This is a genomic window from Thioclava atlantica (genome assembly GCF_000737065.1).
GTDB classification, from domain to species: Bacteria; Pseudomonadota; Alphaproteobacteria; order Rhodobacterales; family Rhodobacteraceae; genus Thioclava; species Thioclava atlantica.
Map to the genome: position 1 here is coordinate 288,258 of NZ_AQRC01000004.1, position 14,788 is coordinate 303,045.

17 protein-coding genes are annotated in these 14,788 nt (G+C 67.1%); 15 read left to right on the forward strand and 2 right to left on the reverse strand.

The genetic code is table 11. From position 1 onward, the window contains the following. The first annotated feature begins 25 nt into the window (after positions 1–25). The 5 genes from fsa to truA all read left to right on the forward strand — a co-directional run bounded on the left by fsa (position 26) and on the right by truA (position 4,012). The gene (gene fsa, locus DW2_RS07435; RefSeq protein ID WP_038145027.1) at positions 26–679 is read left to right on the forward strand and encodes a fructose-6-phosphate aldolase; all 654 of its coding nucleotides are present in this window, start codon (positions 26–28) and stop codon (positions 677–679) included. Between the two features lie 137 nt (positions 680–816). Next, positions 817–1,521, forward strand: a complete 705-nt coding sequence (locus DW2_RS07440; protein ID WP_038145029.1) for a DUF484 family protein — start codon at positions 817–819, stop codon at positions 1,519–1,521. Further along, positions 1,521–2,441, forward strand: coding sequence for a tyrosine recombinase XerC (locus DW2_RS07445; RefSeq protein ID WP_038145031.1), 921 nt, complete (start codon positions 1,521–1,523; stop codon positions 2,439–2,441). The genes DW2_RS07440 and DW2_RS07445 overlap by 1 nt, the downstream gene beginning before the upstream one ends. A gap of 43 nt (positions 2,442–2,484) precedes the next feature. Continuing rightward, positions 2,485–3,177 carry a CDP-alcohol phosphatidyltransferase family protein gene (locus DW2_RS07450; protein WP_038145033.1) on the forward strand — a complete coding sequence of 231 codons (693 nt, stop codon included), beginning with the start codon at positions 2,485–2,487 and terminating at the stop codon, positions 3,175–3,177. A gap of 67 nt (positions 3,178–3,244) precedes the next feature. Then, positions 3,245–4,012: a tRNA pseudouridine(38-40) synthase TruA gene (truA, locus tag DW2_RS07455; protein ID WP_038145151.1), complete on the forward strand. Its 768-nt coding sequence runs from the start codon at positions 3,245–3,247 to the stop codon at positions 4,010–4,012. Positions 4,013–4,080: 68 nt separating this feature from the next. Here truA and DW2_RS07460 read toward each other — a convergent pair whose 3' ends face one another. Then, the gene (locus DW2_RS07460; RefSeq protein ID WP_051855610.1) at positions 4,081–6,018 is read right to left on the reverse strand and encodes a polysaccharide biosynthesis protein; all 1,938 of its coding nucleotides are present in this window, start codon (positions 6,016–6,018) and stop codon (positions 4,081–4,083) included. Continuing rightward, entirely contained in the window at positions 6,015–6,632 is a 618-nt protein-coding gene (locus DW2_RS07465; RefSeq protein WP_038145035.1) for a sugar transferase, read from the reverse strand. The genes DW2_RS07460 and DW2_RS07465 overlap by 4 nt, the downstream gene beginning before the upstream one ends. Positions 6,633–6,827: 195 nt before the next feature. On the opposite strand from DW2_RS07465, the gene DW2_RS07470 reads away from it, so the two are divergent. The 10 genes from DW2_RS07470 to DW2_RS07515 all read left to right on the forward strand — a co-directional run bounded on the left by DW2_RS07470 (position 6,828) and on the right by DW2_RS07515 (position 14,787). Continuing rightward, a complete protein-coding gene (locus DW2_RS07470; RefSeq protein ID WP_038145036.1) occupies positions 6,828–7,322 on the forward strand; it encodes a VOC family protein in 495 nt (164 codons plus the stop codon). A 74-nt stretch (positions 7,323–7,396) separates the two neighbouring features. Beyond that, entirely contained in the window at positions 7,397–8,263 is an 867-nt protein-coding gene (locus DW2_RS07475; RefSeq protein ID WP_038145038.1) for a branched-chain amino acid aminotransferase, read from the forward strand. 62 nt (positions 8,264–8,325) lie between these two features. After that, complete coding sequence (locus DW2_RS07480) at positions 8,326–8,781, forward strand: universal stress protein (RefSeq protein WP_038145041.1); 456 nt, start codon at positions 8,326–8,328, stop codon at positions 8,779–8,781. Position 8,782: 1 nt separating this feature from the next. Beyond that, entirely contained in the window at positions 8,783–9,241 is a 459-nt protein-coding gene (locus DW2_RS07485) for a DUF2267 domain-containing protein (RefSeq protein ID WP_038145044.1), read from the forward strand. Between the two features lie 73 nt (positions 9,242–9,314). Further along, positions 9,315–9,875: a NifU family protein gene (locus tag DW2_RS07490; RefSeq protein WP_038145045.1), complete on the forward strand. Its 561-nt coding sequence runs from the start codon at positions 9,315–9,317 to the stop codon at positions 9,873–9,875. Then, positions 9,868–10,479 carry a tRNA (adenosine(37)-N6)-threonylcarbamoyltransferase complex dimerization subunit type 1 TsaB gene (gene tsaB / locus DW2_RS07495; protein ID WP_038145046.1) on the forward strand — a complete coding sequence of 204 codons (612 nt, stop codon included), beginning with the start codon at positions 9,868–9,870 and terminating at the stop codon, positions 10,477–10,479. The genes DW2_RS07490 and tsaB overlap by 8 nt, the downstream gene beginning before the upstream one ends. Then, positions 10,479–10,904 (forward strand): ribosomal protein S18-alanine N-acetyltransferase, encoded by a 426-nt coding sequence (gene rimI / locus DW2_RS07500; RefSeq protein WP_038145047.1) that lies wholly within the window; start codon positions 10,479–10,481, stop codon positions 10,902–10,904. The genes tsaB and rimI overlap by 1 nt, the downstream gene beginning before the upstream one ends. Before the next feature lie 150 nt (positions 10,905–11,054). Further along, on the forward strand, positions 11,055–12,044 hold the full coding sequence (locus DW2_RS07505) for a BMP family lipoprotein (protein ID WP_038145048.1): 990 nt from the start codon (positions 11,055–11,057) through the stop codon (positions 12,042–12,044). Continuing rightward, positions 12,044–13,690 (forward strand): ABC transporter ATP-binding protein, encoded by a 1,647-nt coding sequence (locus tag DW2_RS07510; protein ID WP_051855612.1) that lies wholly within the window; start codon positions 12,044–12,046, stop codon positions 13,688–13,690. Before DW2_RS07505 ends, DW2_RS07510 begins: the two co-directional genes overlap by 1 nt. Continuing rightward, the gene (locus DW2_RS07515; protein ID WP_038145049.1) at positions 13,690–14,787 is read left to right on the forward strand and encodes an ABC transporter permease; all 1,098 of its coding nucleotides are present in this window, start codon (positions 13,690–13,692) and stop codon (positions 14,785–14,787) included. Before DW2_RS07510 ends, DW2_RS07515 begins: the two co-directional genes overlap by 1 nt. Position 14,788: the final 1 nt, after the last annotated feature.

Here is a 14,788-nt window from a genome sequence, read left to right on the forward strand (position 1 = left end):
GCGACCGCTGCCAAGGAGTGCTGCCATGAAATTCTTCGTCGATACCGCCGACACCGCCGCGATCCGCGAGCTCAACGATCTGGGCATGGTCGATGGCGTGACCACCAACCCGTCGCTGATCCTCAAATCGGGCCGCGACATCCTCGAAGTGACCAAGGAGATCTGCGAGATGGTCTCGGGCCCGGTCTCGGCCGAAGTCGTGGCCACCGAGGCCAAGGACATGATCGAAGAAGGTCTCAAGCTCGCCAAGATCGCCCCCAATATCGCGATCAAGGTTCCGCTGACCTGGGATGGCCTGACCGCCTGCAAGGCTTTCGCATCCGAAGGCCACATGGTCAATGTCACGCTGTGCTTCTCCGCTGCGCAGGCGATCCTCGCGGCGAAAGCCGGCGCGACCTTCATCTCGCCCTTCATCGGCCGCCTCGACGACATCAACCTCGACGGGATGCAGCTGATCGAGGACATCCGCACGATCTACGACAATTACGATTTCTCGACGCAGATCCTCGCCGCCTCGATCCGTTCGGTCAACCACATCACCGACGCGGCCCGCATCGGCGCCGACGTGATCACCGCGCCGCCCGCGGTCATCAAGGCGATGGCGAACCACCCGCTCACCGACAAGGGGCTCGCGCAGTTCCTCAAGGACTGGGACGCGACCGGCCAGAAGATCATCTGAACCACTTGCGTCCGAAACGTCACAGGCCCGCCACCGGCGGGCCTTTTTCGTGCCCGCGGGTGATTTTACGACTGCATCGGCGTGGCCATCGTGTATGCTGATCGAAAATGGAACAGAGTTCGAGCGACGAGACAGGCATGACCGAGACGGCCCTCGCGGACCAGCTCCGCGACAAGATCATTTCCGATCCCGACGTGATCCTCGAAGACCACGATCTGATGCGGACGCTGATCGCCGCGAACGAAGCCGCGATGGGCGGCAATATCGTCGATCTGCGCGGGGTCGCGATGGCGCGGCTCGAAGCCCGTCTCGATCGCCTCGAGGACACCCACCGTTCGGTGATCGCCGCCGCCTACGAGAACCTCGCGGGCACGAACCAGATCCACCGCGCGATCCTGCGCCTGCTCGACCCGCATGATTTCCCCTCCTTCCTGAACAATCTCGCGACAGACGTCGCCGAGATCCTGCGTGTCGATGCGATGCGCCTCGTGCTCGAAAGCCAGAGCAGCGAGGACGACCCCACGCTGCAGCCGCTGGGCGAAGTGCTCTGCGTGGGCGAGCCGGGCTTCGTCACCGAATACATGCGCGGCGGCCGGGGCGGCCAGCCGCGTGGCGTGGTGCTGCGCCAGACCGTGCCGGGCTCCGAGGCGATCTATGGCGAGGCGACGGACTGGATTCGCTCCGAGGCGCTGATGCGGCTCGATCTGGGCGAGGGCCGGATGCCGGGAATGCTGGTGATGGGCGCGGAAGATCCGCATCATTTCAAACCCTCGCAGGGCACCGACCTCCTGGCCTTCTTCGCGGGCGTGTTCGAACGGACGATGCGCCGCTGGCTCGACTGATGGCCGAGCCGTCCGAAGGTCTGCATGCGGCCTTGGCCGAGTGGCTCAGCCACCTGCGCGGCCTGAGCGACGTCTCCGATCACACTCTGGCCGCCTATCGCCGGGACGTGGCGGGTTTCCTGGGCTTTCTCCAGAGCCATCACGGCGAGAGCCTCGGGACCGCGCGGATCGCAACGCTCGGCCCCTCGGACATGCGCGCCTGGATGGCGCATGAACGCAATCGGGGCCTCTCGGCGCGCTCGCTCGCCCGGGCGCTCTCCTCGGTCAAGTCCTTCATTCGCTGGCTCGCCGATCGCGATGGGTTCGATGCGAGCCACATCCTCTCGGCGCGCAGCCCCAAATACCAGCGCAAGCTGCCCCGGCCGCTGAGCGAGGAGGCCGCGGTCGAGATGATCTCGCAGGTCGACACCCAGGCGATGGAGCCCTGGATCGCGGCGCGCGACGCGGCCGTGCTGACGCTGCTCTACGGTTGCGGGCTGCGGATCTCCGAGGCGCTCGGCCTGACCGGCGACGCCCATCCCCTGCCCGAGGTGCTGCGCATCCGGGGCAAGGGCGACAAGGAACGCCTCGTACCGGTCATCCCCGCCGCGCGGGCGGCCGTCTCGGACTATGTCCGGCTTTGCCCCTACCCGGTCGAAACGGGCGGCGCGCTCTTTCGCGGGGCGCGCGGCGGGGCGCTCAATCCGCGCATGATCTCGAAGGCGATGGAACGGGCCCGCATGGCGCTCGGCCTGCCCTCGACCGCCACGCCGCACGCGATGCGGCACAGTTTCGCCACCCACCTGCTCGCCGCGGGCGGAGACCTGCGCGCGATCCAGGAATTGCTCGGCCATGCGAGCCTCGCCACGACCCAGATCTACACCGCCGTCGACGCCGCGCGGCTGATGGAGATCTACGACAAGGCCCATCCCCGCGCCTGAAGCGGCGCTTGCCCCGACGTCGCAAATCCGGCATCAGGGAGGCATGGATATCCGCGTCAAAGCCCTCTTCGTCCACCTTCTCACCGCCACCGGCGCGGTGCTTTCGATGCTGGCCCTGCTCGCGGCGGCCGAGGGCAAATGGGGCATGATGTTCCTGTGGCTCGTCGTCGCCTTCTTCGTCGACGGAATCGACGGCCCGCTCGCGCGCCGCTACGACGTGAAGAAGAATTTCCCGGTCTATGACGGGGTGCTGATGGACCTGATCGTGGACTATCTCACCTATGTCTTCATCCCGGCCTTCGCGCTGTTCAAATCCGGCCTCTTGCCCGGCTGGACGGGATGGCTGGCGATCATCGCGATCACCTATGCGAGCGTCGTCTATTTCTCCGACACCCGGATGAAGATGACGGACAATTCCTTCCAGGGGTTTCCGGGCGCGTGGAACATGCTGGTTCTGGTGCTCTTCGCGCTCAAGCCCCATCCGACCACCATCCTCGTGATCGTGGTCGCGCTCGCCATCGCGATGTTCCTGCCGCTCAAGTTCATCCATCCCGTGCGCACGCAGCGCTGGCGGGCCATTTCGCTGCCGATGGCGCTGGCCTGGACCTTCTTCGCCGGCTGGGCGGCCTGGGTCGATTTCGATCCGGCGAGCTGGGCGCATTGGGGCCTCGTGGTGACCTCGGTCTACCTTCTCCTCGTGGGGATCACGCAGCAGTTCATCCCGGAACGGCGCTGACGCCGCGCCCGCGCCGGCCGCGCGGAAGGGATTGCGCAATCGGCCGGGCTCGGGCTATGGCGCGAGCATGCCCAGATACGCGCTCAAGATCGAATATGACGGAGCCCCCTTTGCCGGCTGGCAGAGGCAGGCGGACCAGCCTTCGGCGCAGGAGGCGATCGAGACCGCGCTCGAGCGGCTCGAGCCCGGGCCGCACCGGATCGCGGCCGCGGGGCGCACAGATGCGGGCGTGCACGCGACCGGTCAGGTCGCCCATGCGGATCTGGCGAAGGACTGGGATCCGTTCCGTCTGGCCGAGGCGCTCAACTATCACCTCCGACCCGCCCCGGTCGCGATCCTCGCCTGTGCGCAGGTCCCGGAGGAGTTTCATGCCCGGTTCTCGGCGCGCGAACGGCGCTACCTGTTCCGGCTCGTGCAGCGCCGGGCGCCGATGACGCATGAGCGCGGGCTGGTCTGGCATGTGCGCAACGAGCTTGATCTCGAAGCGATGCGCGCCGGCGCGGCCCACCTGGTCGGGCACCACGATTTCACCACCTTCCGCTCGACGCTCTGCCAGTCGAACTCGCCGGTGAAGACGCTCGACGAGATCCGGATCGAAGGCCTCGAGATCCCGCATGGGCGCGAATTCCGCTTTCACCTGCGCGCGCGCAGCTTCCTTCACAACCAGGTGCGCTCGATCGTCGGAACGCTCGAACGGGTCGGCGCCGGGTCATGGGCGCCGGATCGGGTGGCAAGCGCGCTCGCTGCGCGCGACCGCGCCGCCTGCGGCCCGGTGAGCCCGCCGCAAGGGCTTTATCTGTGCGGCGTGGACTACCCGACCGATCCCTTCGCCTGATCGCGCGCCGCGACCCGCGCGGTCGGCCCCTCATCGACACGCCGCCGGACACCTTGCCCCGTTCCCGATCAGGAGGCAGGGTGGGTGATCTTTTCCGGCTCCACGCCCCCGGCCACCACCGCCTGCGATTGCGAGCCCGGCGCCGCCTCGGCCGCGCCCATGACCCGGGCCAGGACCGAATGGAGCGCCGCGTCCTCCTCGGCCTCGAGCGCGGCGCGCAGATCGCGCAGCAGCGCGGCGGTCCCCAATTCGCAAGGATGAGGCGGGTCGACCTGCACGATCTTGGGATGCGCGGTCGGACGCGCGCCGACACCGGTCATCCGCGCCTCATGAAGCTTTTCCCCCGGACGCAGCCCGATCTCGATTATCTCGACATCTCCCTCCGGGGTCGCTGCGTCGCGCAGCCGGTAGCCGCGCGCCTCGATCATTTGCCGCGCAAGATCCTCGATCCGGACCGGGTGCCCCATGTCGAGCGCATAGACGCCGCCGGATCCGCGCCATGCGCCGGCCAGAAGGACGAGCCGCGCCGCCTCTGTCACGCTCATGAAATAGCGGGTGGCGCGGCGATCCGTCACCGTGACCGGGCCGCCATTGCGGATCTGTTCTTCGAAAAGAGGAACGACCGAGCCCGATGAGCCCAGCACATTGCCGAAGCGCACGATCGAGAAGACCGTCTCGCTCGGGCGGCTCGCGAGATCCTGAACGATCAGCTCGGCAATCCGTTTCGAAGCCCCCATCACCGAGCAAGGCGCCACCGCCTTGTCCGAGGAAACCAGGACGAACCGCTCCGCCCCGGCTTCGCGCGCCGCCCGGGCGAGACGGAGCGTGGCGAACACATTGTTCGCAATGCCCGCGCGGGGATTGGCCTCCACGATCGGGACATGTTTGTAGGCCGCGGCATGGACCACCACCTCGACCTGCTCGCGCCGGAACAGTCCGCGCAAGAGGCGTGCATCCGCGGCCGAGCCGAGCACCGGCACCAGGTGGTCCGCGCCCGACCCGGCGGCCAGCGCCCGCAGCTCCGCCTCGGCCCGGTAGAGCGCGGGCTCGGAAAATTCGAGCAGGATCAGACGCCGCGGAGCAGTCTGAAGAATCTCCCGGCAGAGCTGCAGGCCGATCGAGCCCCCGGCGCCCGAAACCAGCACGGTCTTGCCGTGATAGAAGGCGCGCACCGGAAGGAGCGCGTCGTCGAGTTCCTCGCGCCGCGACAGGCTGGCCCCCGAGACCGGCGCGAGCTGCGCCGCCAGATCGCCCTGCGCGCAGATCTCGGCGAAGGCCGGAAGGCTTTCGACGCGCAGGCCAAGCCCTTCGAGCCGGCGCGTCAGCGCGTGAAGGCGGGCCGGCGCGAACGCGGGATCGGCAAGTATGACCCGGTCGATATTGAAATCGCGCGGCAGCTTGTGCGCGGCGGCGGGGGGAAGGACCGGCAGTCCGTTGAGTTGCGCCCCTCTCAGCGCCGGGTTTTCGTCAAGAAAGGCGCAGGTCACGATCCCGGCCCGGTCCATGAGGGCGCGCGACAGGGCGATGCCGGATGGCGACGCCCCGTAGATCGCAACCCGCGAGACGATCCGCGAGCGGCGGTAAAGCGCGGCCATTACCCTGGCCAAGGCCTGTCGCGCCCCGCCCTGCAGGAGGCTGTAGAGCAGCGCGAGCAATAGCGGCTCGGAGAGCGGAGCGCTGCCGGTCGAGGCTCCGGCAACAGCCCCGAGCGTCGCGGCGATCACGAGACTTCGGAGCGGTCCGGTCAGTGGATATTCCTTCAGGCGCAGGCGCCAGAGGCCCGTCGCGATGCTTCCCACCCCGGCGAGCGCCATCATGCCGAGCAGCAAAGGCCAGCCCCCGATCACGCCCGTCCCGCGCCCGAAAACCAGCGCGACGAGCATCATCGCCAGAGGCACCAGCGCGATATCGAGGCAGAGCATGAGCACCGCCTTGCGCGAGCGCGGCAAGGCAATCAGCCAGCGCGCCAAGGCGCTTTCGGACCAGCCGAACCCGCGCCCGTTCATCCGAAGACCTCCCGCATCGTGCGCCAGATCAAGACGAGGTCGAGGCGCAACGAGAGATGGCGCTGATAGATCAGGTCGAGCCGCGCCTTGATCGGCACGCAGCGCCGGTCATAGGTCATCCGCGCCTGCGCAGGATCGTGGCACAGCGCCATGATGCGCGCTTCGCGGGCGTGGAAATGCACGGTCGCGAGGCCCGTGAGCCCCGGCGGCACCCTCAGCACCCGCGCATAGAGGTCGGGGAAACGGGCGACGACTTCGGGCAGCGGCGGACGCGGGCCGACGAAGCTCATGTCGCCGCGCAGGATATTCCAGATCTGGGGCAGTTCATCCGCCCGGCAGCGTCGCAGGATGCGCCCGAGCGGCGTGATCCGGCACGCCTTGTGCCCGCCCGAGACACCGTGATCGGCGGGATCGGGGCGCATGGTGCGAAACTTCCAGATGCAGAAAGATTCGGTGGGGGATTTCATCCGCTCCCCCCTGTAGAACCACGGCCGCCCGTCGAGCAGCATCACCGCCGCAAGCGTCACCAGAAAAGCCGGGGCGATCAGCGGCAGCAGCAGGACCGCAAGAGCAAGATCGAAGAGCCGTTTTCTCAGACGCTGCGCCCGTGTCATCCGCAATCCTCTCGCTATGCCCGCGCGGACGCCCGCAGGGGCCGCGCTCGGGCTCAGCCTAGGCCCGGCCCGGTTGCGATTGCGTTAAGCCTGTCCTTCGCCTGAGCGGCCCCGCGCAGGGGCTGTGCGCGCGCTCGCCTGCCCGGGCAAGGCCGGCGGCGCTATCTTGGACCTAGAATGAACGGAGATTTCATCATGTCTCGACCGGTCCATCCCGACACCCGCATCGGCCATGTCCATCTCAAGGTGGCCGATCTCGAGCGGGCTATCGGGTTCTATTCAGGCGTGCTCGGCTTCGAGCTGCAGCAGCGCTTCGGGAGCCAGGCGGCTTTTCTCGGGGCGGGCGGCTATCACCATCATATCGGGCTGAACACCTGGGAGAGCCTCGGCGGCGATCCCCCGCCGCCCGGCACGACCGGGCTCTATCACACCGCGTTTCTCTATCCCGACCGCGCAAGCCTCGGGGATGCGTTGCGCCGGGTGCTCAAGGCGGGGATCGCGCTCGAGGGCGCGGCCGATCACGGCGTCTCGGAGGCGGTCTATCTGCGCGACCCGGACGGCAACGGGGTCGAACTCTACCGCGACCGCGCGCCCGAAGACTGGCCCCGGGATGCCGAGGGCAATCTGATGATGGGCAATCGACCGCTCGATCTGCAAGCGCTTCTGGCCGAAGCGGCGCCCGCCGCCTGACACCGATACAATCGCGGTTCTGGACTTCCCCCGCGCGCGGTGGTTGGATCCGCGCGAATACGAAGGAGACTGGCATGGCATTCGGGAAGAACATCCGCACCTGGTTCGACGGCGCGTGGCACGAGGGCGATATTCCCGTCATGCGCGCGGCCGATCACGGGCTCTGGCAGGGCAGCTCGGTCTTCGACGGGGCGCGGCTGTTCGACGGGCTCGTGCCGGATCTCGACCGGCATTGCGCGCGGGTGAACGCCTCGGCCGAGGCGCTGATGATTGAGCCGACGATCGAGCCTGCCGAGATGGTCGAGATCGCCCGCGAGGGGCTGCGGAAATATTCCCGCGACGCCGCGGTCTATGTCCGCCCGATGTACTGGGCGATCCACGGCTCGGATCTGGGCGTGGCTCCGGCCAAGGGGGCGACGGGGTTCGCGCTCTGCCTGGAAGAGGTGCCGATGCCCGCGCCCGACAAGGCGACGACGCTGACCACGACCCAGTTCCGCCGTCCCGTGCTTGCCGACAATGTCTGCAACGCGAAGGCGGGCTGCCTCTATCCGAACAACGCGCGGATGCTGGTCGAGGCGCAGTCGAAAGGGTTCGGCAACGCCCTCGTGCAGGACGCGATGGGCAATGTCGCCGAAAGCGCCACCGCCAACATCTTCATGGCCTGCGATGGCGAGATCTTCACGCCGATCGCGAACGGCACCTTCCTTGCCGGGATCACGCGGGCACGTCACATCGAGAACCTGCGCGCCGCGGGCTTCTCCGTGCATGAAACGGTGCTCACGCTCGACGATTTCCGCAACGCCGACGAGGTCTTCCTGTCGGGCAACTTCGCCAAGGTCACCCCGGTCGCCGCCTTCGATGACATCCGTTACGAGATCGGTCCCGTGGTCCGCGCCGCGCGCGAAACCTATTGGGACTGGGCCCTCGGCGCGCCGCTCTGAGCGCTGTTGCCAAAGCCGTCATTGCGCGCGATGATCCGCGCCTGACCCGATCCGGAGGAAGCATGCGCAAGTTTCTGGTCGTGCTCGACGATACCCGCGAATGCCTCAACGCGATGCGTTACGCGGCGATGCGCGCCAATCACACTGGCGGCGGAGTGATCATTCTTTCGGTGATCCCGCCCGACGAATACCAGCACTGGATCGGCGTGGCCGAGATCATGCGAGAGGAAGCGCGTGAACGGATCGAGGCCCATTTCGAGGTCTTCGCGAAATGGATGCGCGACCGCCAGAGCGTCAATCCCGAACTGGTGATCCGCGAGGGCGAGCCGGTCACCGAGATCCTCAACGTGATCGAGGAACATCCGGGCGTCGGCGTACTGGTTCTGGGCGCGGGCACCGGCAAGGGCGGCCCGGGCCCTCTGGTCACGCAGATGGTCAAGCAGGCGGGCACCCTGCCCTGCCCGCTCACCGTCGTGCCGGGCGAGATGTCGAAGGAAAAGCTCGAGCAGATCACCTGACATGCCGATGCCCTGGACCTACCGGCACGCGTCGAAGGAATTCGCCTCCTTCCTCGCGACGGCGCGCGACCGGATGGGCCTCGGGAGCGACAACATGACCTATACCGCGGTCGATGGCGTATTCCGGACCTTCCGCGCCCGGCTCGCGCCAGCGCAGGCCATCGCCTTCGCCGATTGCCTGCCCTGCGTGGCGCGCGCGATCTTCGTTTTCGGCTGGGATGTCGCGGCACCACCCCGCCCCTTCGCCAGGCGCGCCGAAATGACCCGCGAAGTGCAGGCGTGGCGCCCGCATCACAATCTCACGCCCGAGAATGCGATCGAAGCCACCGCCTTCGCGCTCTGGCGGCATGCCAACCATCGCGACCTTGCCGCGGCGCTGACCGAAATCGGCCCGGAGGCGGAGGATTTCTGGCGCCCCGACATCTCCGATCCGTGCGAAATCGAACAGCGGGTGATCTGATCCCGGCAGGCCTGCGATACTTGATTCATTTGCTCGGAAGGCGCATATGGAGCCCAAGCCAAGGAGGCATCCGATGTTCATTCAGACCGAAACCACCCCGAACCCCGCGACGCTGAAATTCCTGCCCGGCCAGACCGTGCTGGAAGCCGGCACCGCGGATTTCCCGAGCGCCGATGCCGCGCAGAAATCTCCGCTTGCGGCACGCATTTTCGCGGTGCCCGGAGTGACCGGCGTGTTCTTCGGATCGGATTTCGTGACCGTGACCAAGGACGAGAAAACGAGCTGGGATCACGCGAAACCCGCGATCCTCGGTGCGATCATGGAGCATTTCCAGTCCGGCGCCCCGGTGATCGAGGGCGAGGCGGCTCCGTCGGGCCATGCCGAGCATGATGGCGAGGACGGGGCGATCGTCGCCCAGATCAAGGAACTCCTCGATACCCGCGTGCGCCCGGCCGTGGCGCAGGATGGCGGCGACATCACCTTCCACGGCTTCGAGCGCGGCATCGTCTATCTGCACATGCAGGGCGCCTGCGCGGGCTGCCCCTCCTCGACGCTCACGCTGAAGATGGGCATCGAGAACCTGCTGCGCCACTACATCCCCGAAGTGACCGAGGTCCGCCCAGTCGATGCGTGATCGGATGATCCTCGGTTTCGACACATCGGCCGCGCATTGCGCGGCCGCTTTGCTGAGCGGCGACGAGATCGTGGCCCTGCGTGCCGAAGAGATGGGGCGCGGGCAGGCCGAACGCCTGATGCCGCTGCTCGAGGAGATGCTTGCCGAGCAGGGGATCGGGTGGCGCGATCTCTCCGTGATCGGCGTCGGGATCGGGCCCGGCAATTTCACCGGGGTCCGGATCGCCGTCGCCGCGGCGCGCGGCCTCGCGCTCAGCCTGAAGATCCCCGCGATCGGCGTCTCAAGCCTCGATGCGCTGGCCGAGGACGGTCCCCGCCCGATGCGCGCGCTGCTCGATGCGCGCCGCGGCGATGTCTATGTGCAGGATTTCGGCGGCGGCCCACGCCCCTCGCCCGACCTCGTCCCCCGGGACGAGGCGATCGCGGAAGCGGCTGCGGAAGGGCTCGACATCGTCGAGGGAGTGTCCGCCGAGGCGCTCGCCACCGCCATCGCCCGGATCGCGGCACGCCGTGCTGACACGCAACAGCCGCGCCCGGCACCGCTCTATCTGCGTTCGGCCGATGCGGCCCCTCCCGCCGACCCACCACCCAGGATCCTCGACTGATGCGCCGCGAAGCCCTCGCCAGCCTGCACCTGGCCTGTTTCACCACCCCGCGCCCCTGGACCGAGGAAGAATTCGGCTCGCTCCTCAAGAGCCCCGGCGCCTTCCTGCTCAACGAAACGCATGGTTTCCTGCTCGGCCGCGCCCTCGCGGGCGAGGCCGAACTGCTCACCCTCGCCGTCGATCCCTCGGCGCGCCGGCAGGGCATCGGGCGCCGCCTCCTCGAGGCTTTCGAAAACGCGTCCCGGGCGCGCGGCGCCGAAAGCGCCTTCCTCGAAGTCGCGGTGGACAATGTCGCGGCCCGTGCGCTCTACCGCGCGACCGGCTGGCAAGAATCAGGGGTTCGGAAGGGATACTACCGCGCACCTGACGGCAGCAGCATCGACGCGATCGTTCTGACGCTGCCGCTCGCGCAGGCGAAAGACTGACCGTTCAATCAAATTTGTCTTGCGACCCAGCGTCAGTCCTACTTTGATGCTTGACCCCTTGGGCAAGCTCTGACCAAATCCCGAGGTCTGCGGGTGTCGCACGCCCGCCAACAGGCTTACGCAAAAAGCCCCAATGACCGGGAGTGATCCATGACTTTCCTCAAACAGTTTCTCGGCGCTGCCGCGACGCTCGCGCTGAGTGCCGGTGCCGCTCTGGCCGAGCCCGCGATCATTTATGATCTGGGCGGCAAGTACGACAAGAGCTTCAACGAAGCTGCCTTCAACGGGGCGAAACGCTGGGCCGACGAGACCGGCGGCTCCTACAAGGAACTGGAGATGCAGTCGGAAGCCCAGCGTGAACAGGCGCTGCGCAAGCTCGCGGAGTCCGGGGCCAACCCGATCGTGATGACCGGCTTCGCTTTCGGCGACACGCTCAACAACGTCGCGCCCGACTATCCCGACACCAAATTCGCGATCGTCGACATGGTCGTCGACCAGCCGAACGTCGAGTCGATCGTCTTCAAGGAGGAGCAGGGCTCCTACCTCGTCGGCCTGATGGCCGGCATGGCCTCGAAGACCGGCACCGTGGGCTTCGTCGGCGGCATGGACATCCCGCTGATCCGCAAATTCGCTTGCGGCTACGTGCAGGGCGTGAAAGCGGCCAACCCGGACGCGAAGGTGATCCAGAACATGACCGGCACCACCCCGGCGGCCTGGAACGACCCGGTGAAGGGCGGCGAGATCGCCAAGGCCCAGATCAGCCAGGGCGCGGACGTGATCTACGCGGCCGCCGGCGGCACCGGGATCGGCGTTCTGCAGGCCGCGGCCGATGCGAAGGTCCTCTCGATCGGCGTCGACAGCAACCAGAACTACCTCCATCCGGGCCAGGTCCTGACCTCGATGCTCAAGCGCGTCGACAACGCGGTCTATGACGCCTTCAAGGCGGGTCCCGACCTCAAGCCCGGCATCAAGGTGATGGGCCTCGCCCAGGACGGCGTCGGCTTCGCGCTCGACGACGACAACAAGGCGCTCGTGACCCCGGAAATGCTCAAGGCCGTGGATCAGGCCAAGGCCGACATCATCGACGGCAAGATCGAGGTCCACGATTACATGTCGGATGACAGCTGCCCGGTCCAGTGATGGTAGAGACAGGAACGACTGAAGCGGGGCGGCAGGCAACTGCCGCCCTTGCCACTCCCGAAGGGGCGCCCGCGATCGAGCTGAAAGGCATCTCGAAAGCCTTCGGCACGGTGCAGGCCAACAAAGACATTTCGATCCGGGTCATGCCCGGCACGATCCACGGCATCATCGGCGAGAACGGCGCGGGCAAATCCACGCTGATGTCGATCCTCTACGGCTTCTACAAGGCCGATGCGGGCGAGATCTGGATCAAGGGCCGGCACACCCCGATCCCCGACAGCGAGGCCGCGATCAAGGCCGGCATCGGCATGGTGTTCCAGCACTTCAAGCTGGTTCAGAACTTCACCGTGCTCGAGAACATCATCCTCGGCGTCGAAGACGGAGCGCTCCTGCGCCCCTCGCTCGCCAAGGCCCGCAAGGAGCTCAAGCGGCTCGCGGAGGAATACGAACTCAACGTCGATCCCGACGAGACGATCGAGGAGCTCTCGGTCGGCCACCAGCAGCGCGTGGAGATCCTCAAGGCGCTCTACCGGCAGGCCGACATCCTGATCCTCGACGAGCCCACGGGCGTGCTGACCCCCGCCGAGGCCGACCATCTGTTCCGGATCCTCGACAACCTGCGCCGCGAGGGCAAGACGATCATCCTGATCACCCACAAGCTGCGCGAGATCATGGAGATCACCGACACCGTCTCGGTGATGCGCCGCGGCGAGATGACCGCGACGGTCAAGACCGCCGAGACCAGCCCGGAGCAGCTCGCCGAGCTGATGGTGGGCCGCAAGGTGCTCCTGAACGTCACCAAGACCAAGGCCGAACCCGGACGCACCGTGCTCGAGGTCGAGAACCTCAGCGTGAAGGACGAGGACGGGGTCGAACGCCTCAAGGGCATCGACCTGACGATCCGCGCGGGCGAGATCCTCGGCATCGCCGGGGTGGCGGGCAACGGCCAGTCGGAACTGCTCGAGGTTCTCGGCGGCTTCGCGACCGGAACCGGCACGATCCGGATCAACGGCGAAGAGATCGACCTCACCGGCAAGCATTCGGATGGCCAGTCGCGGCGGCGGCGCGGGATCGCCCATGTGCCCGAGGACCGTCACCGCCTCGGCCTGATCCTCGACTTCACGGCCTGGGAAAACATGGTCTTCGGCTATCACGCCGATCCCGCCTATCAGAAGAACAGCTTCGTGATGGACAATGCGGGGATCGTCTCCCACACCGCGGAGGCGATGGAGCGCTTCGACGTGCGCCCGCCGATCCCGACGCTGCCGGCGAAAAGCTTCTCGGGCGGCAACCAGCAGAAGATCGTTCTCGCCCGCGAGATCGAGCGCAATCCCGATCTCCTGCTCGTCGGCCAGCCGACGCGCGGGGTCGATATCGGCGCGATCGAATTCATCCACAAGCGTCTCGTGGAGTTGCGCGACCAGGGCGCGGCGATCCTTCTGGTCTCGGTCGAACTCGACGAGATCCGCTCGCTCTCGGACCGGGTCGCGGTGATGTTCGACGGCCGGATCATGGGTCACGGTCCCGTCGAGAGCGCGACCCAGACCGGCATGGGCTGCCTGATGGCGGGCCTCGGCGGCGACGATGTGCGTGGAATGGACGGCTGGACGATCTCCGACGAAGCCGCACCGGAGGAGACCGACTGATGGAAAAGACACCGAAATGGGTCGATGTGGCCCTGATCCCCGTCCTGAACCTGCTGATCGCCTTCGTGATCTCCGGCATCGTCGTGCTGCTGATCGGGGAAGACCCGGTCAAGGCGATCAAGGTCATGGTCTCGGGCGCGCTCGGCTCGCCCTATGGCTGGGGCTACACGCTCTACTATTCGACCAACTTCATCTTCACCGGCCTTGCGGTCGCGGTTGCCTACCATGCCAGCCAGTTCAATATCGGCGGCGAGGGCCAGGCGACGCTAGGCGGGCTCGGCGTGGCGCTGGTGCTCCTCGCCGTGCCGTGGCCGCACTGGACCATCGCGCTGGTCGCGGCGATGTTCGGCGGCGCGCTCTTCGGCGCGGCCTGGGCGGCGATCCCGGCCTGGCTTCAGGCCAAGCGCGGCAGCCATATCGTGATCACGACGATCATGTTCAACTTCATCGGCGCGTCGGTGCTGAACTACATGCTGGTCAACGTGCTGCGCCCGCCGCGCTCGATGGACCCGGCGACAGCCCGCTTCCCCGCCGCTACGCATCTGCCGACCTTCCATGACATTCCGCTCGTGGGGCAGTTCTTCTCGAAATCCGTTCCGGCGAACGTGTCCTTCTTCATCGCGATCCTCGCTTGCTGGCTCGTCTGGATCCTGATCTGGCGCACCAAGCTCGGTTTCGAGATCCGCGCCTTCGGACGCTCGGAACCGGCGGCGCGCTATGCCGGCATCTCGCCGGTGAAGATCGTGATGGCGGCGATGCTGATCTCGGGCGGCCTCGCGGGGCTGATGGCGATCAACAACGTGATGGGCGAGGCCCACCGGCTGGTGCTGAACTCGGTCGAGGGCGCGGGCTTCATCGGCATCGCGGTGGCCCTGATGGGCCGCAACCACCCATTCGGCGTGTTCCTCGCGGCGCTTCTCTTCGGCTTCCTCTACCAGGGCGGGGGCGAGCTGGCGCTCGAAACCACCATCCCGCGCGAGCTCATCACCGTGATCCAGGCGCTGGTGATCCTGTTCACGGGTGCGTTCGACAACATGCTGCGCGCACCGATCGAGAGCTTCTTTGTCGCCCGCGCCAACGCCCGGAAGGAGGCCTGAG